This is a genomic window from Actinomadura nitritigenes (assembly GCF_017573545.1).
In the GTDB taxonomy this organism is placed as follows: domain Bacteria; phylum Actinomycetota; class Actinomycetes; order Streptosporangiales; family Streptosporangiaceae; genus Spirillospora; species Spirillospora nitritigenes.
Window position 1 is genome coordinate 206,625 of the sequence record NZ_JAGEOK010000008.1, and the last position, 26,335, is coordinate 232,959.

Annotated in this window: 23 protein-coding genes; 15 read left to right on the forward strand and 8 right to left on the reverse strand. The window is 73.4% G+C overall.

Annotated elements, in window-relative coordinates; all coding sequences use genetic code 11:
• Positions 1 to 8: 8 nt before the first annotated feature.
• Both J4557_RS14440 and J4557_RS14445 read left to right on the forward strand, forming a co-directional pair.
• Positions 9 to 1,112: a hypothetical protein gene (locus J4557_RS14440; RefSeq protein ID WP_208267019.1), complete on the forward strand. Its 1,104-nt coding sequence runs from the start codon at positions 9 to 11 to the stop codon at positions 1,110 to 1,112.
• 97 nt (positions 1,113 to 1,209) lie between these two features.
• Positions 1,210 to 1,701, forward strand: coding sequence for a MarR family winged helix-turn-helix transcriptional regulator (locus tag J4557_RS14445; RefSeq protein WP_307799780.1), 492 nt, complete (start codon positions 1,210 to 1,212; stop codon positions 1,699 to 1,701).
• A 398-nt stretch (positions 1,702 to 2,099) separates the two neighbouring features.
• Here the strand turns inward: J4557_RS14445 and rpsD are convergent, their stop codons facing one another.
• Positions 2,100 to 2,705 carry a 30S ribosomal protein S4 gene (gene rpsD, locus J4557_RS14450; RefSeq protein ID WP_208267021.1) on the reverse strand — a complete coding sequence of 202 codons (606 nt, stop codon included), beginning with the start codon at positions 2,703 to 2,705 and terminating at the stop codon, positions 2,100 to 2,102.
• A gap of 67 nt (positions 2,706 to 2,772) precedes the next feature.
• Here rpsD and J4557_RS51655 point away from each other — a divergent pair, with 67 nt between their 5' ends.
• Both J4557_RS51655 and J4557_RS14460 read left to right on the forward strand, forming a co-directional pair.
• The gene (locus tag J4557_RS51655; RefSeq protein ID WP_307799781.1) at positions 2,773 to 3,573 is read left to right on the forward strand and encodes a DUF2470 domain-containing protein; all 801 of its coding nucleotides are present in this window, start codon (positions 2,773 to 2,775) and stop codon (positions 3,571 to 3,573) included.
• A 391-nt stretch (positions 3,574 to 3,964) separates the two neighbouring features.
• A complete protein-coding gene (locus J4557_RS14460) occupies positions 3,965 to 5,146 on the forward strand; it encodes a trans-sulfuration enzyme family protein (protein WP_208267022.1) in 1,182 nt (393 codons plus the stop codon).
• Positions 5,147 to 5,158: 12 nt separating this feature from the next.
• Here the strand turns inward: J4557_RS14460 and J4557_RS14465 are convergent, their stop codons facing one another.
• Together J4557_RS14465 and J4557_RS14470 are read right to left on the reverse strand one after the other, a co-directional pair.
• Positions 5,159 to 6,319 (reverse strand): DUF5925 domain-containing protein, encoded by a 1,161-nt coding sequence (locus J4557_RS14465; protein WP_243775729.1) that lies wholly within the window; start codon positions 6,317 to 6,319, stop codon positions 5,159 to 5,161.
• A gap of 61 nt (positions 6,320 to 6,380) precedes the next feature.
• Positions 6,381 to 7,157, reverse strand: coding sequence for a lysophospholipid acyltransferase family protein (locus J4557_RS14470; protein WP_208267023.1), 777 nt, complete (start codon positions 7,155 to 7,157; stop codon positions 6,381 to 6,383).
• Between the two features lie 132 nt (positions 7,158 to 7,289).
• On the opposite strand from J4557_RS14470, the gene J4557_RS14475 reads away from it, so the two are divergent.
• Positions 7,290 to 8,141 (forward strand): hypothetical protein, encoded by an 852-nt coding sequence (locus J4557_RS14475; protein WP_243775730.1) that lies wholly within the window; start codon positions 7,290 to 7,292, stop codon positions 8,139 to 8,141.
• Positions 8,142 to 8,324: 183 nt separating this feature from the next.
• On the opposite strand, the gene J4557_RS14480 is transcribed toward J4557_RS14475, so the two are convergent.
• On the reverse strand, positions 8,325 to 9,002 hold the full coding sequence (locus J4557_RS14480) for a uracil-DNA glycosylase (RefSeq protein ID WP_208267025.1): 678 nt from the start codon (positions 9,000 to 9,002) through the stop codon (positions 8,325 to 8,327).
• 252 nt (positions 9,003 to 9,254) lie between these two features.
• Here J4557_RS14480 and J4557_RS14485 point away from each other — a divergent pair, with 252 nt between their 5' ends.
• Positions 9,255 to 10,712, forward strand: coding sequence for a WS/DGAT/MGAT family O-acyltransferase (locus J4557_RS14485; protein WP_208267026.1), 1,458 nt, complete (start codon positions 9,255 to 9,257; stop codon positions 10,710 to 10,712).
• Positions 10,713 to 10,715: 3 nt separating this feature from the next.
• Here the strand turns inward: J4557_RS14485 and J4557_RS14490 are convergent, their stop codons facing one another.
• Positions 10,716 to 11,714 carry a hypothetical protein gene (locus J4557_RS14490; RefSeq protein WP_208267027.1) on the reverse strand — a complete coding sequence of 333 codons (999 nt, stop codon included), beginning with the start codon at positions 11,712 to 11,714 and terminating at the stop codon, positions 10,716 to 10,718.
• A gap of 165 nt (positions 11,715 to 11,879) precedes the next feature.
• Between J4557_RS14490 and J4557_RS14495 the strand changes: the two genes are divergently transcribed.
• Both J4557_RS14495 and J4557_RS14500 read left to right on the forward strand, forming a co-directional pair.
• Complete coding sequence (locus tag J4557_RS14495) at positions 11,880 to 13,100, forward strand: MFS transporter (protein WP_307799782.1); 1,221 nt, start codon at positions 11,880 to 11,882, stop codon at positions 13,098 to 13,100.
• Positions 13,101 to 13,232: 132 nt separating this feature from the next.
• Complete coding sequence (locus J4557_RS14500) at positions 13,233 to 13,535, forward strand: SAV_915 family protein (protein WP_208267028.1); 303 nt, start codon at positions 13,233 to 13,235, stop codon at positions 13,533 to 13,535.
• A 66-nt stretch (positions 13,536 to 13,601) separates the two neighbouring features.
• Here the strand turns inward: J4557_RS14500 and ddaH are convergent, their stop codons facing one another.
• Positions 13,602 to 14,444, reverse strand: a complete 843-nt coding sequence (gene ddaH / locus J4557_RS14505) for a dimethylargininase (RefSeq protein ID WP_208267029.1) — start codon at positions 14,442 to 14,444, stop codon at positions 13,602 to 13,604.
• A gap of 205 nt (positions 14,445 to 14,649) precedes the next feature.
• Positions 14,650 to 15,276, reverse strand: coding sequence for a TetR/AcrR family transcriptional regulator (locus J4557_RS14510; protein ID WP_208267030.1), 627 nt, complete (start codon positions 15,274 to 15,276; stop codon positions 14,650 to 14,652).
• 86 nt (positions 15,277 to 15,362) lie between these two features.
• Between J4557_RS14510 and J4557_RS14515 the strand changes: the two genes are divergently transcribed.
• Positions 15,363 to 15,980, forward strand: a complete 618-nt coding sequence (locus J4557_RS14515) for a TetR/AcrR family transcriptional regulator (protein WP_208267031.1) — start codon at positions 15,363 to 15,365, stop codon at positions 15,978 to 15,980.
• Between the two features lie 60 nt (positions 15,981 to 16,040).
• On the opposite strand, the gene lpdA is transcribed toward J4557_RS14515, so the two are convergent.
• Positions 16,041 to 17,444 carry a dihydrolipoyl dehydrogenase gene (gene lpdA, locus J4557_RS14520; RefSeq protein WP_208267032.1) on the reverse strand — a complete coding sequence of 468 codons (1,404 nt, stop codon included), beginning with the start codon at positions 17,442 to 17,444 and terminating at the stop codon, positions 16,041 to 16,043.
• A gap of 496 nt (positions 17,445 to 17,940) precedes the next feature.
• On the opposite strand from lpdA, the gene J4557_RS14525 reads away from it, so the two are divergent.
• The 6 genes from J4557_RS14525 (at position 17,941) to J4557_RS14550 (ending at position 26,296) form a co-directional block, all read left to right on the forward strand.
• Positions 17,941 to 18,567: a hypothetical protein gene (locus tag J4557_RS14525; RefSeq protein WP_208267033.1), complete on the forward strand. Its 627-nt coding sequence runs from the start codon at positions 17,941 to 17,943 to the stop codon at positions 18,565 to 18,567.
• 87 nt (positions 18,568 to 18,654) lie between these two features.
• On the forward strand, positions 18,655 to 20,061 hold the full coding sequence (locus J4557_RS14530; RefSeq protein ID WP_208267034.1) for an MFS transporter: 1,407 nt from the start codon (positions 18,655 to 18,657) through the stop codon (positions 20,059 to 20,061).
• A 141-nt stretch (positions 20,062 to 20,202) separates the two neighbouring features.
• A complete protein-coding gene (locus J4557_RS14535; RefSeq protein WP_307799808.1) occupies positions 20,203 to 21,603 on the forward strand; it encodes a family 2B encapsulin nanocompartment shell protein in 1,401 nt (466 codons plus the stop codon).
• Complete coding sequence (locus tag J4557_RS14540; protein ID WP_208267035.1) at positions 21,603 to 23,876, forward strand: terpene synthase family protein; 2,274 nt, start codon at positions 21,603 to 21,605, stop codon at positions 23,874 to 23,876. The genes J4557_RS14535 and J4557_RS14540 overlap by 1 nt, the downstream gene beginning before the upstream one ends.
• A gap of 6 nt (positions 23,877 to 23,882) precedes the next feature.
• Positions 23,883 to 25,253 (forward strand): family 2B encapsulin nanocompartment shell protein, encoded by a 1,371-nt coding sequence (locus J4557_RS14545; RefSeq protein WP_208267036.1) that lies wholly within the window; start codon positions 23,883 to 23,885, stop codon positions 25,251 to 25,253.
• Between the two features lie 14 nt (positions 25,254 to 25,267).
• Positions 25,268 to 26,296, forward strand: coding sequence for a family 2 encapsulin nanocompartment cargo protein polyprenyl transferase (locus J4557_RS14550; RefSeq protein ID WP_208267037.1), 1,029 nt, complete (start codon positions 25,268 to 25,270; stop codon positions 26,294 to 26,296).
• Positions 26,297 to 26,335 lie beyond the last annotated feature (39 nt).

Below are 26,335 nucleotides of genomic sequence, written 5' to 3' on the forward strand. Positions count from 1 at the left end.
GTACCGAAGTGACAGCCAAGACCACCAAGGAAGCCGCGGACGCCGCCCGGGAGAGCCACCCGGACGGCGAGGCCGACGAGGTCGAGGCGGTCGCGTCCGAGCAGGACGAGGCGGTCGAGGGCGCGGAGGCCGCGAAGGCCGGGGCGTCGGAGCAGGAGGACGGCGCGGAGGACGGCGCGGAGGAGGCCGCCGAGCGGCCCGCCGCCGCGCGGCCGAAGCGCAAGCGGCGGGTCCGGGTCATCGAGGTCATCGACGACGATGACGACCTCGAGGACGTCCTGGAGGCGATCGAGGCCGAGGACGACGAGGACGAGCGCCCGGCCCGCCCCGCGAAGGCGGCCCGGCCGGCGGCGAAACCGGCGAAACCGGCCGCCAAGGCGTCTCCCGCCGCGGCGAAGCCCCGTCCGGAGCGGCTCGAACCTCCGGAGGAGGAGCCCGAGGAGCGGGCGGACGCGGTGGCGGCGCGCCCGCCGCGCAAGGTCGGCCCGTTCTCCTACACCCCGACCCGCCTGCCGAAGGAGCGCGCCGACTCCTCCTCGCCGGTCCGCGTCATCGCGGTGGTCGTCGTGGTGGCGGTGCTGGCGAGCCTCGCGATCTGGCAGTGGACGAGGGCGAGCGGCCTGGCGTCGGACAAGGACGCCCGCGGCGAGGTCTCCAAGGTGGCCCTGCAGTACGGGGACGTGGCGTTCAACTACAACGCGTCCAACTACCAGTCGCAGGCGGCGAAGGCCGAGAAGCTGATGGCCGGCGACCTGCTCGACCAGTTCAAGCAGTCCACGCTGCCGGGCCTGACCGCGGCGTTCAGGAGCGACTCCCAGGTCGGGATGTCGTCCAAGAGCACCGACGTGTTCGTCGGCAGCGTCAACGGCAAGTTCGCCACCGTGGTCGTCATGGTCGACATCGGCCTGCAGACCAAGGACGGCAAGGTGAGCCAGCCGGCCACGCTGCTGCGCCTCGCGCTGGCGAAGGTGGACGGCAAGTGGAAGGTCACCAAGCAGTACCCGTCCGGCGTGAACGACAGCAACCAGAACGCGGGGGGCGGCGGCCTGGTCCCGGGGAGCGCCGCGTCGCCGTCCCCGAGCACGACCGGGAGCGGCAAGCCCAAGAACTGACGCACGCCGCGTTCCGCGCCCCGCACGGTGGAAGCCGTGCGGGGCGCGGCGCGTTGTGCGGGGGAGTGTGTCGGAGGGGGCGGGCAGAATGTCGATGGTGACGGAGCGTACGGTCTCAGACGGCGGCACCCGTGTGCCGGACGAGGTGATCCACGAGTTCGGCGCGCTGCTCGGCGCCGCGGCCCTGCTGGAGCGCATCGCGGGCCGCGAGCTGGAACGGCGCTGCGGCATCCGGCACGCGGTGTTCGAGGTGCTGCTCCGGCTGTCGTCCGCGGGCGCGGACTGCCCCGACATGGGCGGGCTGGCCGGGGAGCTGATCCTCACCAGCGGCGGCATGACCCGGCTGGTCGACCGGATGCAGGAGGCAGGGCTCGTCCGCCGCCGGCCGCACGCGGGCGACCGCCGCCGCCACCTCGTCGAGCTCACCGACGCGGGCCGCGCCAAGCTCGACGAGGCGATGCGGGTGCACGCCGAGACGCTCCGCGAGCACTTCGCCGGCCCCCTCACCGACGAGCAGCGCCGCGACCTCGGCTCGGCCCTCCGCACCCTCCGCACCACCGCCCGCAAGGAACTCGGCGACCTCCGCTAACCCGAACCCCCGTCCCCGGCAGGTCGAAGCCCAGCTCCGGCGGGTTGAAGCCCGGCCCCGGGCGGCTTGAACCCCGGCCCTGGCGGGTTGAACCCCCGCCGGGGTGGCTTGAAGCCCGGCCCCGGCGGGTTGAACCCCCGGCCCGGCGGGCCGAACCCTAACTCCGGCGGGTTGAACCCCGGCCCGGCGGGTCGAAGCCCAGCTCCGGCGGGTTGAAGCCCGGCCACCCCACGGGCAGGCACGCGGAGCGAGCGCCGGCGAGCGCAGCGGGCATGCCCGTCGACGCAGGCGACCGCAGCGCCACGAGCCGCACGCCGCACGGTCACGACGAACCCGAGCCGTGGCGTGAGGATCGACTGCGTCGTGACGGGGGGCTCCGGGGGGTCGCCCCCCGGGAATCACCGCGAGTAGTGCTCGACGACGAGTTGTTCGTCGCAGATGACGGGGATCTCGTGGCGTTCGGGGAGGCGGGTGAGCCGGGCGGCGAGGGCGTCGTGGCGGACGTCGAGGTAGGGCGGGACGGAGTCGGTGTGGCCGCCGGCGGCGGCGACCTGGAAGGCGTCCATGCCGCGGCTGCGTTCGGCGACGGTGATGACGTCGCCGGGGCGGAGGCGGAAGGACGGGCGGTCGACGCGGCGGCCGTTCACCAGGATGTGGCGGTGCACGACGAACTGGCGGGCCTGGTAGATGGTGCGGGCGAGGCCGGCACGCAGGACGAGCGCGTCCAGCCGGCGTTCGAGGTCGACGAGGAGGGCCTCGCCGGTCTTGCCGCCGGCCTTGGCGGCCTTGGCGAAGGCGTTGCTGAGCTGGGCCTCGCGGATGTTGTACTGCGCGCGCAGCCGCTGCTTCTCGCGGAGCCGCACCTTGTAGTCGGTCTCCTGCTTGCGGGCGCGGCCGTGCACGCCGGGCGGGTAGGGGCGGGCCTCGAAGTACTTCACGGACTTCGGGGTCAGGGGGAGGCCGAGGGCCCGGGAGAGGCGGACCTTGGGACGGGGGTTGTTCATCGCGCTCCTCAGTGATTAGGTAAGCCTTAGTTAGGCAAGCCTAACCTGGTACGTCAAGGAGGTCACGGTGGGGCGAGCGGAGACGGCGGGGACGCGGGTGGGCGGGCCCGCGGCGGCGGAACGGGCGCGGACGCTCGCCTACGGCATGGGGGACGGCGTCCTCGCGGCGCAGGGCGTCCCGCACACGCCCGTCCCCGCGTACGCGACGGACCTCGACGGGCGGCCGCTGCTGCTCCTGCCGAAGGACTCGGCGCTGGTCAAGGCGCTGGACGGGGAGGAGGACCTGCCCGCCACCCTGCGGATCTGCGACGTCGCGCCGGTGCCGCTCGCCGACCGGGTGCGCGGCCGGGCGTGGCTGCACGGATGGCTGACGGAGCTGCCGCCGGCCGGGCTGCGGGCCGCCGCGCTGCGGCTGTCGCGCCCGCACCCGCGTCCCGAACTGCTCGACCTGGCCGCGGAGGAGCCGCCGCGCGACGGGGAGTGGACGGTGCTCACGATGGACGTCGCGCAGGTCGAGATCGAGGACGCCTGGGGCGGCGCGACCCTCGAACCCGAGGAGTACGCGGCCGCCGCGCCGGACCCGTTCGTGGCGATCGGCGCGGGCATCCTGGCGCACCTGGACTCCTGCCACCGCGACGAGCTGAAGGGTCTGCTGCCGATGTCGGCGTCGCCGTCCGGCGCTCCGGAGGGGCTGCCGGAGGTCCGGCCGCTCGGGCTGGACCGGTACGGGATGTGGCTGCGCTGCTCCGCCCCGTCGCCGGACGCGGGCGGGACGTTCGACCTGCGGCTGACGTTCGACGAGCCGGTCAGTGATCTCCTCGGCCTGCGCCGGGTGTACCGGCACCTGTTCGCGCACGCGACCCCGTAGTCCGTACGGGACGAACACCGAAATATCCGTCCATATGGCCGTGATCTCCCGGATGGCGCGGACCGTCCCCCTCGGGACATGCTCGGGTCTCCGGCCGCGGGACGCCGACCGTCGCCCGCCCGGGACGCCCCGGCCGCCGGCTCGCCCTCGCGGGGTGGGTGAGCAGGCGGACGGGAACCGTGCCGGGCGGCGGGACGGCGGCGGCCCCGGCCGGGCCGGTGGTCCGGCGCCGCGGAGCGGAAGCCGGGGGCGTGGTCCGGGCCACTGGCCGGAGCCTCCGCCGCGCGGACCGGCTCCGAACCCGATCGGATCCCGCGCCCCGGGGACGGCTCCAGGCCACTGCCCGCGATTGGCTCTGCCGCTCGCCGCCGCCGCACCGCAGGCTGGGAACATGACCGGACACCATCCGCAGACCCGAGCCGTCCACCCGCCCGTGATCACGCCGTCCGGCAGCCGCCCGCTCGGCCAGCCGATCTACCAGGGCCACCTGTTCGCCTTCGACGCCGCCGACGACCTCGCCGCCGCCTTCCACGGCCCGGGGCAGGCGTTCCTGTACGGGCGGATGAGCAACCCGACCGTCCGCTCCCTGGAAGAGGCCCTCGCCGAGATCGAGGGCGGCGCCGGGGCCCTCGCCACCGCCGCCGGGATGGGCGCGGTCAACGGGGTCCTGATGGCGCTGCTGAAGTCCGGCGACCACGTCATCGCGCAGTCGTCGCTGTACGGCGGCACGTACGCGCTGCTGCACGACCTCGCCGAACGGTGGGGCGTCGAGCTGACCCACATCCCCGGCGACGACCCCGGCGAGGTCCGGGCCGCGCTGCGCCCGAACACGCGCCTGCTCTACCTGGAGACGGTCGCGAACCCGACCACCCACGTCACAGACATCCCCGCGTTCACCGAAGCCGTCCGGGGGACGGGCGTGCTCACCGTGGTGGACAACACGTTCGCGCCGCTGCTGTGCAGGCCGCTGGAGCATGGCGCGGACATCGTCGTCCACTCCGTCACCAAGTTCCTCAGCGGGCACGGCGACGTCATGGGCGGCGCCGCCGTGTTCGCCGACCCGGACCTGCACCGCCGCGTCTGGGACCACGCCGTCGAGCTCGGCTCCACCGCCGACCCGTTCGCCGCCTGGCTGACCCTGCGCGGGCTCGCGACCGCGCCGATGCGCGTCGCCCGGCACAGCGCGAACGCCCTCGACCTCGCCCGCCGCCTCGCCGGGCACGCGTCCGTCGACCGCGTCCACTACCCGGGGCTCATCGACCACCCGCAGCACGAGATCGCGCGTCGGCTGCTGCCGGACGGCGCCGGCGGCGTCCTGTCGTTCGAGCTGGCCGGGGGGCGCGAGGCCGGACGGGTGTTCAGCGAGTCGGTGCGGCTGGTGTCGCTCAGCCCGTCGCTCGGCGACACCGGCACGCTCGTCATGCACCCCGCGAGCACGTCGCACCGCCAGATGGACGCCGCGTCCCTCGCCGCCGCCGGCATCGGCGAGGGCACCGTCCGCCTGGCCGTCGGCCTCGAAGACCCCGACGACCTCTGGGACGACATCGAGCAGGCCCTCGCCAAGGCCACCTGACCGGACGGAGGGCTACAGGTAGAAGCCCGTCGCGGTGGAGGGGGCGGCGTGGGTCTCGGGACGGTGCTCGCCCTTGCGGAGCGCGGCCAGCTCGGCGAGGGTGGCACCGTCCGGGCCGATCTCGGACGCGGCGTCCGAGCCGTCCAGCCACGCCACCGACTCCTCGCGGGACAGCCGGCCCACCTCGATCTGCGCGAGGCAGCGACCCGGCCGCACCACCGCCGGATGAAGCATCGCCAGGTCCTCGTTGGTGGTGATCGCCACCAGCACGTCCCGGCCCTGCCCGAGCATCCCGTCGGTGAGGTTCAGCAGCCGCGACAGGCCCTGGCCCGTCGACTGCTTCGCCTCGCCGCGGATCAGCTCGTCGCAGTCCTCCAGGATGAGCAGCCGCCAGCGGCGGTTCTCGTCCTCGTCGTCGCCCACCGCCACCTCCATGAGGTAGCTCGGCGTGCCGAACAGCGCCTCCGGGTCGAGCACGCAGTCCGCCTGGCACCACTTGCCCCACGCCCGCGCGAGCGCGCGCAGCGCGGTCGTCTTGCCGGTGCCGGGCGGGCCGTGCAGCAGCAGGAGCCGGCCCGCCACCTCGTCGCGCGTCAGCTTCATCACCCGGTCGAGCGCGCCGGCGACCGCACCGGTGTAGTTGCCGCGGATGTCCTCCCACGCGTCGGCGGAGATCGCCCGCTCGTCGCGGGACGGCCCGTGCATCCCCATGTGCCAGAAGCCCATCTCGACGCTGGTCTCGTCGGTCTTCGGCGGGTCCGTCGCGTCCTTCACCGACGCGTCCAGGACCGACTTGGCCAGCGCGTCCGACACCGCCGACACCGCGAGGTACGCGCTGCCGTTCTTCCACCGGTTCGTCAGCAGCGTCCAGCCGTCGCCCTCGGCCAGCACCGACTCCTTGCCCTTCTCGCGGGCCACCCGCACGAGCCGCGCCCCGTCCGGGCGCAGCGGCGCCTCCGGGCGGACGTGGTCCAGCCGCGTCGACCGCGACCAGGGCTGCTCGCCGGACGCGAACGGGCGCAGCGACAGCACGTCCATCACGTCGGCGGGGGAGTTGTTGTCGCTGAGGTTGAAGACCACGGGCAGCGTCGCGTCGGGCCCGGGATCGCTCGCGTTCTCCCCGGGTCCGACGAGATGCAGGACGTCCTGCGCGCTCTCCCGCGACATGGTCATGTCACTGATCATCAGGCGTCGCGGGCGGGCGCGTCCACCGAATTAGGGACACCGGCGCGGCTCAGGCGGCGCCGCCCTCGCGCTCCTGCCGGGCGGCCCGGCGGGCCTCCGCCTCCTGGAAGTCGAGCTTCTCGGCCTCCTCCGGCGTCGGCGCCGTGCCGCCGAGGTAGGCGGGCTGCCACCACTTCTCGCCCGCCTTCGGGACGTCGGGGTACTCGCGCTGCGCCTTCTCCAGCAGCTCGGACATGCGGGCCCGCAGATCCTCGGTGACCTGGTCGTAGTCGTCGCCGCGCTTGGGGTACAGGGGCTCGCCGACGAGGATCGTCACCGGCACGTTGCGCTGCAGCAGCCGCCGCTTGCGGCCCTTCGTCCACAGCCGCTGCGGGCCCCAGAGCGCGACCGGGATCAGCGGGGTCTTGGACGCCACCGCCATCCGCACCGCGCCGCTCTTGATCTCCTTCACGGTGAACGACCGGCTGATCGTCGCCTCCGCGAACACCCCGACGATCTCGCCGCCGCGCAGCGCCTTCAGCGCCGCCGCGTACGAGGAGGCGCCCGCCTCCCGGTCGACCGGGATGTGCTTCATCCCGCGCATCAGCGGCCCGCCGATCCGGTTGTCGAAGATCTCCTTCTTCGCCATGAACCGCACCAGCCGACCGGCCGGGTGCGCGGCCAGCCCCGCGAAGATGAAGTCGAGGTAGCTGACGTGGTTGCTGACGAGCACGGCACCGCCGGTGGCGGGAATGTGTTCGGTCCCCTCCAGACGGAACTTGATGTTCAGGGCCTTGAACACGCCAAGAGCCGTCTTGATCACTGGCGGGTACACGCGTTCGGACATGTCAGCACCGTACTTGAGCGACGCCATGATCAGCGAGTGCGGCGCCGGGATCGCGATGGATCCCACAAGCGGCCGGAACTCTGAGAAGGTGGGGGGTGTCACGTGATCCGCCGATGGTGAAGGGGGATGAGCATGGAACCGTTGGACGCGGCGGCGGACGTGCACGCGCTCATCCGCGACGTGCTCCCGGCGCTGGCGCCCAGCGCCTGGTTCGACTCCGGAACGTCCGAGGTGGTGCTGCCGCTCGGCCGGTCCGAGGCGCGCGCCTCCAGCTGGACGGTGCTGGAGCGCTGCGCCCGCGAGCCGCGCTCGTCGTGGCCGCAGGTGGTGGACGAGTGGGTCCGCGAGGTCGGCGACCGCGCGTTCCTCGCCGTCGGCGAGATGGAGCTGTTCGGCGACGTCCGCGAGCTGCTGCGGCTGCGGATCGTGCCGAAGCTCGCTCCGCGCGACCGGGAGGGCCTCGTCGTCGTCCCGGCCGGCGACCACTTCGACGCGATGGTGATGATCGAGCATCCGCGCTACGGCGGCCCGCTGACGAAGGCGCGGGCCGGCCTGCTGGGCCTGCACAAGCTCGGCTACGTGATGACGAACACCCATGACCGCGAGCTGTCGGACGTGTCGGTGCACGACCAGCCCCTCCTGCCCGGACGCAACGTCCGGGTGGTCGCGAAACCGGGCAGCCGGTACGTGTCGGCGCTGCTCAGCGAGGTCGACCAGTTCCTCCCGGTGCCGAACGAGCACGGCGCGCTGGTCGGCGTCCCGTGCCACAGCACGCTGCTGCTGTACCCGATCACGTCCACGGCCGTCCGCGAGGTGCTCCCCGTCTTCGCCGACGTCGTCCGCGAGATGCACGCGGCCGCCGACGACCCCTGCGCCCCCGGCGTCTACTGGAGCCACGGCGAGCGCCGCCTGACCCCCCTGCCCCCCGACGCGCCCCACGAGGGCACCGGCGAGTTCGCCACCCTCCTGCGCCGGCTGTCTTGACGCAGGGTCGACCCCCTGGAACCCCCGTCACGGTCGGCAGGCTGTTTCACGCTCCGCTGGAGCTCCGCGTGAAACAGCCTGCCGACCGCCGGGCATGCCCGCTGCGCTCGCTGGCGCTCGCTCCGCGTGCCTGCCCGTGATGGTGGCCGGGGCCGGTCTTCCGGGTGCGTGTTCAGCCGGCTCTTACGGGAGTTTCCAGTCGATGGGCTGGGTGCCCTGCTGTTCGAGGAGCTGGTTGGCGCGGGAGAAGGGACGGGAGCCGAAGAAGCCGCTGTTGGCGGAGTAGGGGCTCGGGTGCGGCGACTCGATGCAGGGGACGTTGCCGAGCATCGGCTTGAGGTTGCGGGCGTCGCGGCCCCACAGGATGGCGACGAGCGGCCGGTCGCGGGCGGCGAGGGCGCGGATGGCCTGCTCGGTGACCTGCTCCCAGCCCTTGTCGCGATGCGAGCCGGGCTTGCGCGGCATGACGGTGAGGGCCCTGTTCAGCAGCAGGACGCCGCGCTCGGCCCAGGGCGTGAGGTCGCCGTTGGACGGCTCGGGGTGGCCGAGGTCGTCGCAGTACTCGCGGAAGATGTTGACGAGGCTCGCGGGCAGCGGCCGGACGTCGGGGGCGACGGAGAAGCTGAGGCCGACGGGGTGGCCGGGCGTGGGGTAGGGGTCCTGGCCGACGATCAGCACCCGGACGTCGTCGAACGGCTGGTTGAAGGCGCGCAGGATGAGGTTCCCGGCGGGCAGGTAGCGGCGTCCGGCGGCGACCTCGGCGCGCAGCCAGTCGCCGGCGGCGGCGATCGTCCCGGCGACGGGGGCGAGGGCCTGCGCCCAGCCGGCTTCGACGATCTCGGTGAGGGGGCGTGCCGTCATGGCGCATCAGCCTAGTGCGATGATCACCGGGCAGGAGGCCGAACCGTTTCTTGATCAGTCCTGTGCCGTTTCCTGGCCACACCGGGACGGCCGATCGGGAAAAGGTTTCCTGTTGCCCTAATCGGCAGATGAACCGGGTGAAACGTCCCGTTAAGTCGGCGTTACTTCCCGCCGTGGAGCGTTGACGTTCCGCGTCCGCCGCCGAAACCTGGGAGGGCAGGCAAGTGCCGGACGAGCGGACGGGGCGATCGGATGACCCAGCTGACCAGCGTGGACGCCACATTCCTGAACGCCGAGATGGGCAACGTGCACGCCCACATCGCGGGACTCGGGGTGCTCGATCCCGCGTCGTGCCCGGGCGGGCGGCTCACCGTCGCGCAGGTGGCCGGCCTGGTGCGCGACCGCGCCCACCTGGCGGCGCCGCTGCGGCGGCGGCTCGTCCGGGTGCCGCTCGGCCTGGACTTCCCGTACTGGGAGGACGACCCGGACTTCGCGCCGGAGAAGCACATCGTCGAGATCGGGCTGCCCGCGCCCGGTGACGACCGGCAGCTCGCCGACGCGGTCGCGATGCTGCACGAGCAGCCGCTCGACCGGTCCCGCCCGCTGTGGGAGATCGCGCTGATCCAGGGGCTGCGCGGCGGCCGCGTCGCCGTGTACGTGAAGGTGCACCACGCCGCGATCGACGGCGTGCTGGCGGCCGAGACGCTCGCCGCGCTGCTCGACCTGTCGCCCGAGCCCCGCGAGCTGCCGCCCGACGACGCCGCTCCCGCGCGCGCACCGAGCCCGGCCGCCATGGTCGGGACGGGCCTGCTGCGGATGGCGGCGCATCCCGTGCGGTCGGCGCTGTCGCTCGCGCGCAGCGCCCCGTACCTGGACGAGATCCCCGGCCTCGCGTCCGTCCCCGGCGTCGCGTTCGTGTCGTCGCTGGCGCAGGGCGTGCTGGGGCGTCCGGAGGCGCCCCCGGTGCCGCGGGTCGCCGCGCCGCCCACCCCGTTCAACCGGCCGGTGGGCCGCCGCCGCGCCGTCGCCTGCGGCGAGCTGCCGCTCGCGGACGTCAAGGAGATCCGGCGGGGGCTCGGCGGCAGCGTCAACGACGTGGTCATGGCGCTGTGCGCGACCGCGCTGCGGCAGTGGCTGGACAAGCGCGGCGACCTGCCGGACGGCCCGCTGGTCGCGGGCGTGCCGGTGTCGCTGCGGCTCGCGGGCGGGGGCGGTCCCGGCGGCAACCAGGTGTCGATCATGAGTACGCCGCTGGCCACCCACATCCCCGACCCGGCCGAGCGGTACGCCGCCGTCCGGCGCGACATGGACCTGGTCAAGCGGCGGTTCACCGCGTCGTCGGGCGGCTGGGTGCGGGAGATGAGCGGGCTCCTGCCCGCGCCGGTCGCGGGGGCCGTCACCCGGTTCTCGCTGCAGGCGGCGTCGGCGGTGTCGCTGCGCCCGGTGAACCTCGTGGTGTCGAACGTGCCGGGGCCGCAGTTCCCGCTGTACCTGTGCGGCGCGCGGGTGCTCGGCTACTACCCGATCTCCGTGGTCACGGACGTCAGCGGCGGCATGAACATCACGGTCTTCTCCTACGACGGCAAGGTGGACGTCGGTATCGTCGCCTGCCGCGACCTGGTGCCGGACCCGTCGGAGCTCATCGACCATCTCGACGACGCGCTGGACGAGCTGCGGGCGCTCAGCCGGCAGGCCCTCGGCGAGGGCTGACGCTCAGGCGCCGATGCCGAGGGCGGCGCGGTGCCGCCGCGCCAGCGCGAGCGCGGCCGCGCCGGCCGGCTGCATCGGCTCCGGGACCGGCCCGTCGAGGTCCGCCATGGACACGCGGCCCTCGTCGTTGACGGCGACGAGCCCGCCGAACAGGTCCGCGAACGCCGCGTCGTCCATCACGACGGCGGTCAGGATGTCGAGCGCGAACGTCAGCGGGTCGACGCCGAGGCCGAGGAAATGGGCGCGGACGCGGCGCTCCTTCCGCGCCCGCGTCAGCGCCCGGTGGAACGGCCATTCCTCCTGGACGAAACGGTCGCCGTAGTCCTCGTCCATTCCGAGCAGTTCCTCGGCGTATTCGCGGACCATGCAGCGCCACAGGTCGAGGTCGTCGCGCTCGTCCGCCAGCGGCTGGAAGACGCCGACCGGCATCACCTGGTGGAGGCCGCCGGCGTGCGCGACCTTCACCGGGTCCCGCCAGTGCAGCACGTACGCGCCGGACACCGTGACGGTCAGCGTCGTGATCGCGCACAGCGCCGTCCGGCGGCGCAGGTCGCACGGGTCGCCGACGCGGCGGCGCAGGCCGTCGCGGCCGGCGGCCAGCTCGTGCGCAGCGGCCTCGCCGACGTTCACGCCGTCGAAGTACCGGCCGGGGCCGAACCGCAGCACGGGCGGGGCGGCGTCGAGCAGGCGGTAGCTCGGCCGGTCGTCGAAGATCCTCGGCGGCGCGAGCGCGGCCATGGCGCCGGCGTAGGTGCGGTACCCGTCCGGGAGCCCGTCGGACGGCGCGGCGACGGCGGGCGGGCCGGGCGCCGGATCCCATTCCAGCCGGACGTCCTCCAGCGGCACCGGGGCGTCCGGGATCCATCCCTCCCGGCACATCAACCGGGTTCCCGCGACGCGCGGGACGCCGGGGTAGAGGTCGCTCGCGAGCCGACCGAGGCGGTCGCGGCCGGCGTTCAGGAGCGCGCGCTCGGCCCGCCACCGTTCCTCGTCAGGGGTCACCACGCCGACCGTAGGCCATCGGGGGCGGCGCCCGCGCGACCCGATCCGGGTCCGGATCACCAGAGAACGTGACCTAAAGTAGCGATACGTGCAGACCGCTCAACGTGTAGAAAACCCCCTGGAACCCCTGGAGAAGCGGAGCGCGCCGCCCCTCGCCTGGGCGCTGTGGGGCGTGGGCGTCCTCGCCTACGTGGTGGCGGTCCTGCACCGGACGTCCTTCGGCGTCGCCGGCATCGACGCGGTCCACCGCTTCGGCGCGTCCGCCGGCTCACCGCCTCCTTCACCGTCCTCCAGCTCCTGGTCTACGCGGGCCTCCAGATCCCCGTCGGGCTGCTGCTGGACCGCGTCGGCCCCCGCTGGATGATCGCCGGCGGCGCGCTGCTGATGGCCGCCGGGCAGGCCCTGATGGCCGTCTCCACCTCCGTCGGCACCGCCGTCGCCGCCCGCGTCATGGTCGGCGCGGGCGACGCGATGACCTTCATCAGCGTGCTGTCCATCGTCGCGACCTGGTTCCCCGGCCGGCAGGCGCCCGTCGTCACCCAGCTCACCGGCCTGCTCGGTCAGCTCGGCCAGGTGCTCAGCGCCGTCCCGCTCGTCGCGCTGCTGCACGGCCCCGGCTGGACGGCCGCGTTCGGCTCCGCCGCCGCCCTCGGCGTCCTCGTCGGCGTGCTGTCCGTCGCCGTCCTGCGCGACTCGGCGCCCGGCGCCGTCCGCACCGCGTCCCCGCCGCTGCGCCAGGTCGGCCGCGACCTCCGCGCCGCCTTCCGGCACCCCGGCACCCGCCTCGGCCTCTGGACGCACTTCGTCACCCAGTTCTCGTCCAACACCTTCGCGCTCATGTGGGGCTTCCCGTACCTGGTGTCGGGCCAGGGGATGCGCCCCTCCGCCGCGTCGACCCTGCTCACCCTGTTCGTGCTGGCCAACGTGGTCTCCGGGCCGTTCGTCGGGCGGCTCGTCGCCCGCTACCCGCTGCGCCGCTCCCGGCTCGTCCTCGGCATCGTCGGGATCAACGCCGCCGCCTGGGCCGCCGTCCTCGCCTGGCCGCCGCCGGCGCCGACCTGGCTGCTGGTCCTGCTGGTGGTCTGCGTCGCGCTCGGCGGGCCCGGCGCCATGATCGGCTTCGACTACGCGCGCACCTTCAACCCGCCCGCCCGGCAGGGCACCGCCACCGGCATCGTCAACGTCGGCGGCTTCGTCGCCGCCCTCGTCACCATCCTGCTGATCGGGTTCGTGCTGGACGCCCTGTCGCCCGGCAAGGACTTCACCCCGTCCGCCTTCCGCGCCGCCTGGACCGTCCAGGTCCTCATCTGGACGATCGGCGTCGCCGGCGTGCTGCGGACACGCCACCTCACCCGCTGCCACCTCGCCCTCTCCGAGAACCGGTAAAGGCGCCGGAAAAGCCATTCCCCGGCTGGCCGTAATGTGTCATCAACGCGGTCAGATATGTATTGACGCTCGGTGGACGGCGATGTGTAGAGTTGATCTGCTTTCAACCGACAACTGCACGAGGGGCACCGGGTGGCGGACGGGCAGGACGGCGGCACGGCCGCCTGGACACAGGTCGTCTACGTCCCCTCCCGCCGCTTCCAGCAGGGCGACGGCGTGGCCGAATTCGCGCTGAGCCGGTTCGAGGACGGCCGCAGCGTCCTGCCCATGTACTCCTCCCTCGAACTCCTCGTCGCCGGCTGCGGCGAGGACCAGCCCTGGGTGGCCGTCCAGGTGCGCGCCCCCGAGGGCATCGAGGAGCTCGCCGCACTCGCCGGAGCCGACGTCGTCCTCTGGGACGTCGACTTCAGCCAGATGGAGGGGGACGCCTCCTGACCGGCCGCCGGCTCGCACGCGGGACAGGGCGGGGCCCGGCGGCGGGGGCCGCCGCCGGGCGGGCGATCAGGGACGCAGCTCCAGCGTGCAGCACTTGGGGCCGCCGCCGGCCTTGCGGAGCTCCGACAGATCCACCGGCACGGGCTCGTAGCCGTGCTCGCGCAGCGTCCCGATCAGGCCGGTGGCCTCGGCGTTGACGACGACGTTGCGGCCGTCGCACACCGCGTTGAGGCCGAGGACGGCCGCGTCCGCCTCGTCCGCGATGACGGCTTCGGGGAAGAGCCGTTCGAGCACCGCGCGGCTGCCGGGCGAGAAGGCGCCCGGGAAGTAGGCGACGTTCCCGCCGCCGAGCGGGAACAGCGCGGTGTCCAGGTGGTAGAAGCGCGGGTCGATCAGCCGCAGCGTCACCACCGGGCGGCCGAGGAACTCCTGCGCCTCCTGGTGGGCGGCGATGTCGGTGCGGAAGCCCGTCCCGGCGAGGATGACGTGGTCCAGGGTGAGGAAGTCGCCCTCGCCCTCGTTGGTGTGCTCCGGCAGGAGGACGTCCGGGAAGCCGTTCTTGCGGAGCCAGTCGGCGTAGGCGGGGCCCTCGGCGGCCCGCTCGGGGAAGGTGAACCTCGCGCCGTAGGCCCGCCCGCCGACGACGAGGGCGCCGTTCGCGGCGAAGACCATGTCCGGGAGGCCCTCGATCGGGTCGATGAGGCTGACCTCGTGGCCGAGCGACACGTAGGCGGCGCGCAGCGCCTCCCACTGCTCGACGGCCCGCCCCGCGTCCGCGCCGGCGGCCGGGTCCATCCACGGGTTGATGGCGTAGGTCACGGCGAAGTGCTCGGGCCGGCACATCAGGTAGTGCCGCCGCAGCGCGGTCCGCTGCGGGGTGCTCGGCTCCGTTGCCGGCATCACGGTCATGCTCGTCTCCTGAGGCTGCCAAAACGACTCGACTGAGCGAAAGCCTAGAAACGAACGCGCCGCATTCCAATCCGCCGTCCTTGCGCTGACCTGCGGATTCGTTGCGTGTTCCTGCCTGTGGACGGCGATTCGTTGCGGCGCCTCGGCGGGGCCTCGGCGGCGCCTTGGCGGCGGCCCGGCGGGGGCCCGGCGGGGGGCGACGGCGTCAGGACGGCGGCCGGGGGAGCGGGGTGACCATGTGGTCGAGCATGGTGTGCAGGAAGGCCCGGAACCCCTCCACGTCGTCATGGGGGCGGGGGGCGCTGCTCGGCGTGTGACGGAGGGGCCGCTCGTCCTGACCGGTGCGGACGACGCCGCCCGTGAGGAAGCCGTAGACGCACCAGACCACGCTCCAGATGAGGTAGTCCGGGTCGACGTCGGGCGGGACGAGGCCGCGCACCGTGTCGGCGATGTCGCGGGACAGGGGCTGGGTGTAGATCTCCTCGAGGTCGGGCAGGTCGGCGGCGTCGCCCATCCACCGGTGCTGCCAGAGCGCCAGGACCTGCGGGTGGGAGACGTAGAAGTCCAGGTAGGCGTCCGCGAGCAGCAAGATGCCGCGCCGGTCGGCGGTGAAGCCGGCCAGCGCCTCGCGCAGCGCCCTCTCCTCGGCCTCGTCGGCGTCGCGCATCACGGCGCGGTACAGGTCGGCCTTGGTCGCGGCCACGCGGTGGACGGCGTCGAGGTCGACGCCCGCCGCGTCGGCGATCAGCTGCAGCGACGTCCCGTCGTACCCGAGTTCCGCGAAGATCCGCGTCGCGGTCTCGATCAGCCGGTCCTCTTCGGTTCCCCCCATGGTCATCACTCTAGGTGACGCGCTCGTGACGACAGAGGGGGGCGGTCATGGCGACGCCTCCGGGTGAGACGGACTATAGTCCGGTTATGGCTCGCGACGACACCGGCCCGCAGTCCGATTCTGCGACGCCCCTGGAACTGCTTCGCACCCCGCCGCCCAAGGAGCGCGCGGACGCCGCGCGCAACCGCGCCGCCGTGCTGGAGGCGGCCGGCCGGCTGTTCGCCGAGCGGGGCGTGGAGGCGGTGTCGATGGACCAGGTGGCGGCGGAGGCCGGCGTCGGCAAGGGGACGCTGTTCCGGCGCTTCGGCGACAAGGCGGGGCTGGCCGCCGCGCTCCTGGACGCGCGGGAACGCGTGCTGCAGGAGGCGATCCTGCACGGGCCGCCGCCGCTCGGGCCGGGGGCGGGGGAGGAGGAGCGCCTGGTCGCGTTCACCGGGGCGTACCTCGACTACCTGCTGGAGCACCTGGCTCTCGTGCGGATGTCGGAGACCGCGTCACCGGGCGCGCGATACCGGATCGGCGCGTACCGGTTCTGGCACCGCCACATCGCGGTCCTCGCGCACGGCGCGCCGGACCCCGAGTACGCCGCGCACGCCGTGCTCGCGGCGCTGTCCGCCGAGCACGTGGCGGCGCTCCTGCCGCAACTGGGCGAGGAGCGCGTCAGGGAGGGGAGCGCCCGGCTCGCCCGGTCCGTGCTGCGGTGACCGGGCGGCGGGACGCGGCGCGGCGTGCCCGTCCGCGGCGGGCGGGCACGCCGGAGCGGATCAGAGGTTGATCATGTGGCCGGCGAGGCCGTGGACGGCCTCCTGGATGGCCTCGCCCAGCGACGGGTGCGCGTGCACGTTGCGGGCGACCTCGTAGGCGGTGAGGTCCCACTTCTGCGCGAGGGTCAGCTCGGGCAGCAGTTCCGTCACCTCCGGGCCGACCATGTGGGCGCCGAGGATCTCGCCGTACTTGGCGTCGCTGACCAGCTTGACGAAGCCGTCGCCCTCGCCGAGGCCGAGCGCCTTGCCGTTGGCGCTGAAGGGGAACTTGGCGACCTTGACGTCGAAGCCCTGCTCCCGCGCCTGCGCCTCCGTCCAGCCGAACGAGGCGACCTGCGGCTGGCAGTAGGTGGCGCGCGGGATCATCACGTAGTCGAGCTCCATCGTCTCGGCGTCCGCGATGGTCTCGGCGGCGACGACGCCCATGGCCTCGGCGGCGTGCGCGAGCATCAGCTTGGCGGTGACGTCGCCGATCGCGTAGATGTGCGGGACGGACGTGCGGCAGCGGCCGTCCACGTCGATCGCGCCGCGCTCGGTGAGCTGCACGCCGGTCTTGTCGAGACCGTAGCCGTCCACGTTCGGCTGGAAGCCGATCGCCTGCAGCACCTTGTCGGTCTCGATGACCTGCTGGGCGCCGTCCTTGCCGGTGACGGTGACCTTGACCTTGTCGCCGGAGTCGTCGATGCCGTCGACCCGGGTGGAGGTCAGCACGTCGATGCCGAGCTTGCGGTACCGCTTGGCCAGCTCCTTGGACACGTCGGCGTCCTCGTTCGGGACCATCCGGTCGAGGAACTCGACGATCGTGACCTTGACGCCGTAGTTGTGCAGGACGTAGGCGAACTCGACGCCGATGGCGCCCGCGCCGGCGATGACGATGCTCCCCGGCAGCTCGGAGCTGAGGATCTGCTCCTCGTAGGTGACGACCCGCTCCGACAGCGACGTCCCGGGCAGCAGCTTGGTGTGCGCGCCCGCCGCGATGATGCAGTTGTCGAAGGTCACGGTCTCGGTCGAGCCGTCGGCCTTGGCGACCTGCAGGGTGTTCGGGTCGGTGAACGTCCCGCGCCCGTCATAGGAGGTGATCTTGTTCTTCTTCATCAGGAACTGGACGCCCTTGACGAGCTTGTCCGATACCTGGCGGCTGCGCTGGAAGGCGACGCCGTAGTCGAAGGCGACGGTGCCCTCGACGTTGATCCCGTAGGTCTTCTGCTCCTGGGTGAAGATGTGCGCCAGCTCGGCGTTGCGCAGCAGCGCCTTCGAGGGGATGCAGCCGACGTTGAGGCACACGCCGCCCCAGTACTTCTCCTCGATGATCGCCGTCTTCAGCCCGAGCTGCGCCGACCGGATCGCGGCGACATATCCACCCGGGCCCGCGCCCAGGACCACGACGTCAAAGTGTTCGCTCATATTCATTGACGATATTCGGCGCGGGGCCGTGCTCGCATCCCGGACGGCGCCGCTGCGGCGCAGGTCGCATCGGTGTGCGGGCCGCGGCCCGGAACCGGTCACGCCGCGTGACGAACGGGCGCCGTTACGGCTCCGTCGTCACATGCTGTTAGGCTTCGTTCATCGCGATCACGTCCCGGGACCCTGCCCGGCGGCTCGGCCCTGACCGTGATCGGGTGGGGGCGCACCCGCTCCGCGAGCCTCTCGGGAGGCTCGCCTCCGGCACCGCCTCCCGTTCGGACGGCGCGCTCGCGCGATGCACCCCGGCACTCCGGACGGGCGCCGAACCGGCCGGAGGCCCGAGCCGCCGAAGGCCGCCGCCGCGCCTTCGGGACCGCACCTCCGGGACCGATGGCGCGGACCGCTGGAACACGGCGGCGCCGGCCGATCGTTGCCCTCAGATGCCCCCGTCCCCGGGCGCAGCGGTCCGTCCCGAGCCGAGTGGAGGAGAAGCCGAGTGAGGATTCCCAAGCGCGTCAACGCCGTCCTGGACTGGATGGAGCAGCACTTTGGCGCACTTGCGGTGGTCGTCGCGCTGATCGTCGTGGCCCTGGCCGCCACGCTCGCGCCGCCGCTGGTCGGGCTCCCCGTCGCCGGCTTCGTCGTCGGGCTCGCCGTCGGCGGGTTCCTCGTGCACGTGCGGCTGAGCCGGCGGATCGCGCGCGCCCGCGCGGAGGTCGACGACCTGCTCCGCGAGAACGGCGCGCTGCGGCACCGCAACACGATCCTCTCCAGCGGCGTGATCACCCGGGGCGCGCAGGAGACGCAGGCGCTGGTGGCCATCCCGGAGGACGACGAGGACCTCGTGGAGGACGACCCGTCCCGCACCGCGGCGCTCCCCGAGCTGACCGACGAGCTGCTCGGCGGCGACCCGGGCGACACCCTCGGCGACGGCGTCGGGAGCGCCGCCGAGGCGACGGCCGAAGTCCCCCCGGTCGACGCCGGCACGGAGGAGTCGGGTGCGGAGGAGCCGGGTGCGGAGGACGCCGGCGCGGTGAACGCGGGCGCGGGGGACGCGGGCGGAGCCGCCACCGGGGACGAAGAGGACGAAGAGGGCACCGCCAGGAACGTCCGGAAGGCGTGAGCGGGCCGCCTCCGCCGAGTCGCCGGACCGCCATGACCGTGCGTTAACTCCGCCGATCTCCGGGCAGAGGACTGCCGGGAGGTGCGGATGAACGCAGAGTCCGGTCCGGAACCCGCGGACGCGCTGGGAGCGGCGGCGGCCGACGGGGGCGGCCACGCCGCGACGGAGGGCGTGGACCTCGGAGCGGTGCACAAGGCCGTCATCGCCTCCGCGATGGGCAACTGCATCGAGTGGTTCGACTTCGGCGTGTTCAGCGCCGGGGTTATGACCTCCATCATCGGCACCGTGTTCTTCCCCGAGCACGTCGCCGGCAGCGCGACGCTGCGCTCGTTCGCGCTGATCGCCGCGGCGTTCCTGGCCCGCCCGTTCGGCGGGCTGTTCTTCGGCCCGATGGGCGACAAGCTCGGCCGCAAGCGGGTGCTCGCCACCACGATCATCCTGATGTCGGGCTCCACCTTCCTGATCGGCATCCTGCCCGGGTACGGCGCGATCGGGATCGCGGCGCCGCTGCTGCTGCTGGCGGTGCGCCTCACGCAGGGGTTCTCCACGGGCGGCGAGTACGGCGGGGCCGCCACGATGATCGCCGAGTACGCGCCGACGAGCCGGCGCGGTTATTTCGGCAGCTTCCTGGAGTTCGGCACGCTGACCGGATACATCCTGGGCGCCGGGCTCGTCCTGCTGGTGAACGTGGCGCTCGGCGACGCGGCGATGCACGCCTGGGGCTGGCGGCTCCCGTTCCTGCTCGCGCTGCCGCTCGGGATCGTCGGGCTCTACGTGCGGACCCGGATCGAGGACACCCCGACCTTCCAGCGGATGGAGGAGGCCGGCAAGAAGGCGCGCTCGCCGCTGAAGGAGACCCTCGCGCACTACTGGAAGGTCGTCCTGATGCTGATCGGGATCGTCTTCCTGCTGAACGTCGCGGACTACACGCTGCTCACCTTCATGCCGTCGTACCTGGTGGACTTCCTGCACATGGGCAGCGTGAAGTCGCAGCTGGTCACGATCGGGGTGGAGGCCGCGATGATGGCGGTGATCCTGCCGACCGGCCACCTGTCGGACCGGATCGGCCGCAAGCCGGTGCTGCTGATGGCGGCGGCCGGGTTCCTCCTGCTGAGCTGGCCGGCGTTCGCGCTGATGCAGACCAACAACTGGTTCGGCATCGTGCTCGGGTACGCGATCATCGGCGGGCTGCTGGTGCTGATGCTCGCCGTGATCGGCGCGACGTTCCCGGCGATGTTCCCGACGAAGGTGCGGTACGGGGCGTTCGCGATCGGCTACAACATCTCGACGTCGCTGTTCGGCGGCACGGCCGCGGTGCTCGTCGGGTCGCTGATCGACGTGACGGGCAGCAACTACGTCCCGGCGTACTACATCATGCTCGCGGCGGCGGTGGCGCTGGTCCCGATCATGATGATCAAGGAGACGGCGAACGTGCCGATCGAGCGGGTCGGGATGGAGAACGCCCCGGAACCGGTGGTCTCCGGGGCGCGGTGACCTCCGCCGCGGCTATCGCCGGACGGTGTCACTTCTGTGGCGTTAAGGGCAACACATAGCTCGTTGCGCCCGTTCGATTACCGTCGGTAGCGTCTCCGTTGGTTCATCCATGGCAGACCTCGACGAATCGGCGGTGTGGACGTGACGGAAGAGCAGTTGAGCCTCAGTACCTCTGCGGCACGGAACCTGGCGACCACGACCAAGTCCGTCCCCCAGATGCAGGGGATCACCTCCCGCTGGCTGCTGAAACTGCTGCCGTGGGTGGAGGCGTCCGGCGGCGCCTACCGCGTCAACCGGCGGCTCACCTACACGGTCGGCGACGGGCGGGTGACGTTCGTGACGACCGGCGCGGACGTCCGGGTCATCCCCCGCGAGCTGGGGGAGCTGCCCCCGCTGCGCGGCTACGAGGACGACCTGGCCCTGGACGCGCTGGCCGGCCGGTTCACCCAGCAGGAGTACGAGCCGGGCGACGTCATCGTCGAGGAGGGCCGCCCGATCGACCGGGTCGTGCTGGTCGTGCACGGCAAGCTCAGCAAGGTCGGGACCGGCGAGTACGGCGCGGAGGCCGTGCACGGGACCCTCGCCGACGGCGACTTCTTCGGCGAGCAGGCGCTCGTCGGCTCCGAGGAGGGGGCGGAGCCGGCGACCTGGGAGCACACCGTCAAGGCGCTCACCGCGGTGACGGTCCTCAGCATGAGCGAGACCGACTTCCAGGAGACGCTCGGCCAGTCGGCGTCGCTGCGCGAGCACCTGGACGCCTACCGGGCGAGCCCGGAGCGGTCGAGCAACCAGCACGGCGAGGCCGCGATCGACCTGGCGTCCGGTCACGAGGGCGAGCCCGTGCTGCCCGGCACGTTCGTCGACTACGAGGGGTCCCCGCGCGAGTACGAGCTGAGCGTCGCGCAGACGGTGCTGCGCGTCCACACCCGCGTCGCCGACCTCTACAACGAGCCGATGGACCAGGTCGAGCAGCAGCTCCGGCTGACCATCGAGGCGCTGCGCGAGCGGCAGGAGCACGAGCTGATCAACAACCGGGACTTCGGCCTGCTGCACAACGCCGACCTCACGCAGCGGGTGCACACCCGCTCCGGCCCGCCCACCCCCGACGACATGGACGAGCTGCTCACGCTCGTCTGGAAGGACCCGGCGTTCTTCCTCGCCCACCCGAAGGCGATCGCGGCGTTCGGCCGCGAGTGCAGCGCCCGCGGCGTCTACCCCGACAGCGTCGACGTCGGCGGCCACAAGGTGCCGGGCTGGCGCGGCGTCCCGATCTTCCCCTGCAACAAGATCCCGGTCAGCACGACGAAGACCAGCTCGATCCTGCTGATGCGCACCGGCGAGGCGACGCAGGGCGTCATCGGCCTGCACCAGACCGGGCTGCCGGACGAGTACCAGCCGGGCCTGTCCGTCCGGTACATGGGGATCGACGACAAGGCGCTCATCAACTACCTGGTCAGCTGCTACTACTCGGCGGCCGTCCTGGTCCCGGACGCGCTCGGCATGCTGGAGTCCGTCGAGGTCGCGCACGGCGGTGCGGCGTAGTGCAGCCGTTCGAACTCCCCGAGTTCTACGTGCCGCACCCCGCGCGGCTGAACCCCCGGGCCGGCGCGGCCCGCGAGCACTCCCGCCGCTGGGCGCACGGGACGGGGATCCTCGGGCCCGACGGGACCGGGCCCGAGGTCTGGGACGAGGCCGAGTACGACGCGCACGACTACGCGCTGCTCACCGCGTACACGCACCCGGACGCGCCCGGTCCCGTCCTGGACCTGGTGACCGACTGGTACGTGTGGGTGTTCTACTTCGACGACCACTTCCTCGAGCGGTACAAGCGGCCCCGCGACCTCGCGGGCGCCAGGGAGCACCTCGCGCGGCTCCCCGCCTTCATGCCGGTGAAGGCGGGGGGTCCGCCGCCCCCCGAGCCCGCGAACCCGGTCGAGCGGGGGCTCGCCGACCTGTGGGAGCGGACCGTCCCGCTCATGTCGGAGGACTGGCGCGCCCGGTTCGCCGAGAGCACCCGCAACCTGCTGCAGGAGTCGGCGTGGGAGCTGGCGAACATCGACGAGTCCCGCGTCCCGAACCCGATCGACTACGTCCACATGCGCCGCAAGGTCGGCGGCGCGCCCTGGTCGGCGGACCTGGTCGAGGTCGCGGCGGGCGCGGAGGTGCCCGCCCGCGTCGCCGGGACGCGCCCGCTCCGGGTGCTGAAGGACGCGTTCTCCGACGCCGTCCACCTGCGCAACGACATCTTCTCCTACCAGCGGGAGACCGAGAGCGAGGGCGAGGTCAACAACGGCGTCCTGGTGATGGAGCGGTTCTTCGAGACCGGGCCGCAGCGCGCCGCCGAGATCACCAACGACCTGCTGACGTCGCGGATGCAGCAGTTCGAGCACACCGCCGCCACCGAGCTGCCAGTCCTGTTCGAGGAGCACGGGCTGAGCCCGGCGGAGCGCCGCGACGTGCTGCGCTACGCGCGGGGGCTGCAGGACTGGCAGTCCGGCGGGCACGAGTGGCACCTGCGGTCCAGCCGCTACATGAACGAGGGCGCGGTGCGGCGGGGCGCCGTGTCCGGGCCTCCGGAGATCGCCCGGCTGCTCGGGCTCGGGACGTCGGCGGTGCGGATCCGGTCGCTGACCGGCCCGCCGGGGCCGCCCGCGGGCGCGCCGGACGGCGGCGCGGGGTTCCGGACGCCCGAGTTCTCCCTCCCGTACGAGCCGCTGCTCAACCCCCGGATCGCCGGGCTCCGCGCGCACACGGCGGAGTGGGCGCGGGAGACGGGCATGCTCGACTCGGGCGTCCCCGGGACGTGGACGCCCGAGGCGTTCGACGCGGCCGACTACGCGATGTTCGCGGCGCTCACCCATCCCGACGCGCCCGGCCCCGAGCTCGAGCTCATCGCCGACTGGCACCTGTGGCGGTTCTTCTTCGACGACCTCTTCGCCGAGCGGTTCAAGCGGCCCCGCGACCTGCTCGGCGCCAAGGCGTACACGGCGCGGCTGCTCGCGCCGTCCGGCCCGTGCCCGCCGTCCGATCCGGTCGAACGGGGGCTCGCGGACCTGCGGGCCCGCACCGAAGCCGCCATGTCCGGCGGCGAGCGCGCCGGGCTCGACGAGGCGCTGCGGCAGCTCACCGACAGCTGGCTGTGGGAGCTGGCGGGGCTCGTCCACCACCGCGTCCCCGACCCCGTCGACTTCGTCGAGATGCGCCGCCGGACGAGCGGCGCCGCGTTCACCGCCGCGCTGCTGCGGCACGCCCACGCCGGCGGGCTGCCGCCGGACGTCCCCGCGTCCACCCCGATGCAGGCGCTGCACGACACGTTCGCCGACGTCGCCGGGCTCCGCAACGACCTGCTCTCCTACCCCAAGGAGATCGGGGCCGAGGACGGGCTCAACAACGCGGTCGTGGCCGTCGAGCGGTTCCTCGGCTGCGGGACGCGGCGCGCCGCCGGCATCGTCGCCGACCTGGTGGAGGCGCGCGTCCGGCAGTTCGAGCGGACCGCGGCGGCCGAGCTGCCGATCCTCGCCACCGAGGCCGGGCTGGACGCCGCCGCCCGCGACGGCCTCGCCCGCCACGTCCGGGCCATGCGCCGGTGGATGGCCGGCGACCTGCGCTGGTCCACGACGACCGGCCGGTACGCGCCGCCCGCCCGCGACACCGCGCCGCCGGTGGCGGCCGCCCCGCCGTCCAGGGGCGCGCGGTTCCGCGTGCCGGCCGGCCCGTCCGGGCTCGGCACCGCGGCGGCCCGCGCACCGTTCCGCCCGGCGCGTCCCGCACTGGTGCGGCCCAGCGAGACCCGACCAGCGATCCCCCGGAGGTAGCGGCACATGACCGACTCGCAGCTGGCCCTGAGCACGCGGGCAGCGCGCAATCTCGCGACCACCACCAAGTCCGTGCCGCAGATGCAGGGCATCACCCCCCGGTGGCTGCTGTCGCTGCTGCCGTGGGTGCGGGCGGACGCCGGCACCTACCGGGTGAACCGGCGGCTCACCTACGAGCTCGGCGACGGGCGGGTGACGTTCGTCAACGACGGCGCCAACGTCCGCGTCATCCCCGGCGAGCTGGCGGAGCTGCCGCAGCTGAAGGGGCTCGACGCGATGCTCCTGGACGCGGTCGCCGGGAGGTTCACGCAGGCCGAGTACGCGCCCGGCGACACGATCGCGGCGGCCGGCGACCCGCGCGACCGCGTCCACCTGATCGCGCACGGCAAGATCGCCGAGGTCGGGACGGGCGAGTACGGCGGCGAGACGCAGATCGCGATCCGCGACGGCGGCGACTACTTCGGCGACGAGGCGCTCCTCGGCGACGCCGGCGAATGGCCGCACACGTTCCGGGCCCTCACCCCGTCCATCGTGCTGACCCTGTCCCCGACCGCGATCGTCGAGCTCACGGAACGGTCGGAGACGCTGCGCGCGCGCCTGGAGGAGTACCGCGACGCGCCGAAGCCGCCGCAGACCCGGCACGGCGAGGCGGCCATCGACCTGGCGTCCGGCCACGACGGCGAGCCCGTGCTGCCCGGCACGTTCGTCGACTACGAGACGTCGCCCCGCGAGTACGAGATGGCCGTGACGCAGACGCTGCTGCGCGTCCACACCCGCGTCGCCGACCTCTACAACAAGCCGATGAACCAGATCGAGCAGCAGCTCCGCCTCACCATCGAGGAGATCCGGGAGCGGCAGGAGCACGAGCTGGTCAACAACCGCGACTTCGGCCTGCTGCACAACGCCGACCTGCGGCACCGCATCCAGACCCGCGGCGGCCCGCCCACCCCCGACGACATGGACGAGCTGCTCGCCCGCCGCCGCAAGACCCGCTTCTACCTCGCCCACCCGAAGGCCATCGCCGCGTTCGGCCGCGAGTGCACCCGGCGCGGCGTGTACCCGGGGACCGCCGAGGCGGACGGCGGGCGGCGCGTCCAGGCGTGGCGCGGCGTCCCGATCTACCCGTGCGACAAGATCCCGATCAGCTCCACCGGCACCACGTCGATCATCGCGATGCGGACGGGGGAGGACGAGCAGGGCGTCATCGGCCTGCACCGCACCGGCATCCCCGACGAGGTGCAGCCCGGCCTGTCGGTCCGCTTCACCGGCATCGACGACCGGGCGATCCTGTCCTACCTGGTCAGCGCCTACTACTCGGCCGCCGTGCTGGTGCCAGACGCGCTCGGCGTGCTGGAGAACGTCGAGATCGGCCGCTGACGGGAGGACGGGACATGCCGGTGGAGACCTCCGCCCGATCCGCCGCCGAGGTCCTGGCGTGGAGCCGGGGCCTGGTGGAGCCCGCGCTGCGATCCGTGGTCGAGGCGATGCCCGGCTCGATGCGCGGCATCGCCGAGTTCCACTTCGGCTGGCGGGACGAGGCGGGCCGTCCCGCGGCGGGGGCGAGCGGCAAGTCCGTCCGCCCGGCGCTGACGCTGCTGGCGGCCGAGGCGGCCGGCGGGACGGCGGCCGCCGCCCTGCCGGCCGCCGTCGCGGTCGAGCTGACGCACAACTTCTCGCTGCTGCACGACGACGTCATGGACGGCGACCGCACCCGCCGGCACCGGCCCACCGCGTGGACGGTGTTCGGGGTCAGCGCCGCCATCCTCGCCGGGGACGGGCTGCTCGCGGCCGCCTACGAGGCGCTCGCGGACGCGCCGTCCCCGGACCCGGCGGCCGCGGTCCGGATGCTCAGCCGCGCCGTCCTCGAACTGGTGGAGGGGCAGAGCGCCGACACCGCGTTCGAGGACCGCGCCGACGTCACGCCGGCCGAGTGCCTGGCGATGGCGGGCGGGAAGACCGGCGCGCTGCTCGGCGGCGCGTGCGCGCTCGGCGCCCTGTACGGGGGCGGCGCCGGGCGCGCGTCCCGGTACCGGACGTTCGGCGAGCGGCTCGGGCTGGCGTTCCAGCTGGTGGACGACCTGCTCGGCATCTGGGGCGACCCGGAGGTCACCGGCAAGCCCGCCCACTCCGACCTGCGCAACCGGAAGAAGTCGCTGCCGGTGGTGGCGGCGCTGACGTCGGGGACGCCGGCGGGGGCGGAGCTGGCGGCGCTGTACCTGCGGCGCGGGGCGCTCGCGGGCGACGAGCCGGCCCGCGCCGCCGCGCTGATCGAGGCGGCGGGCGGCCGCGCGTGGGCGGAGGCGGAGGCGGACGCGCTGGTCGCGAGCGCCCTCACCGAGCTGGACGCCGCGGACCCCGTCCCGGCGGCGGCCGCGGAGCTGAGGTCGGTGGCGCACCTGCTCACGCATCGCGACCACTGAGCGCCGGGAAACCCGGCATCGCCGTCGTTATAGTGCGGG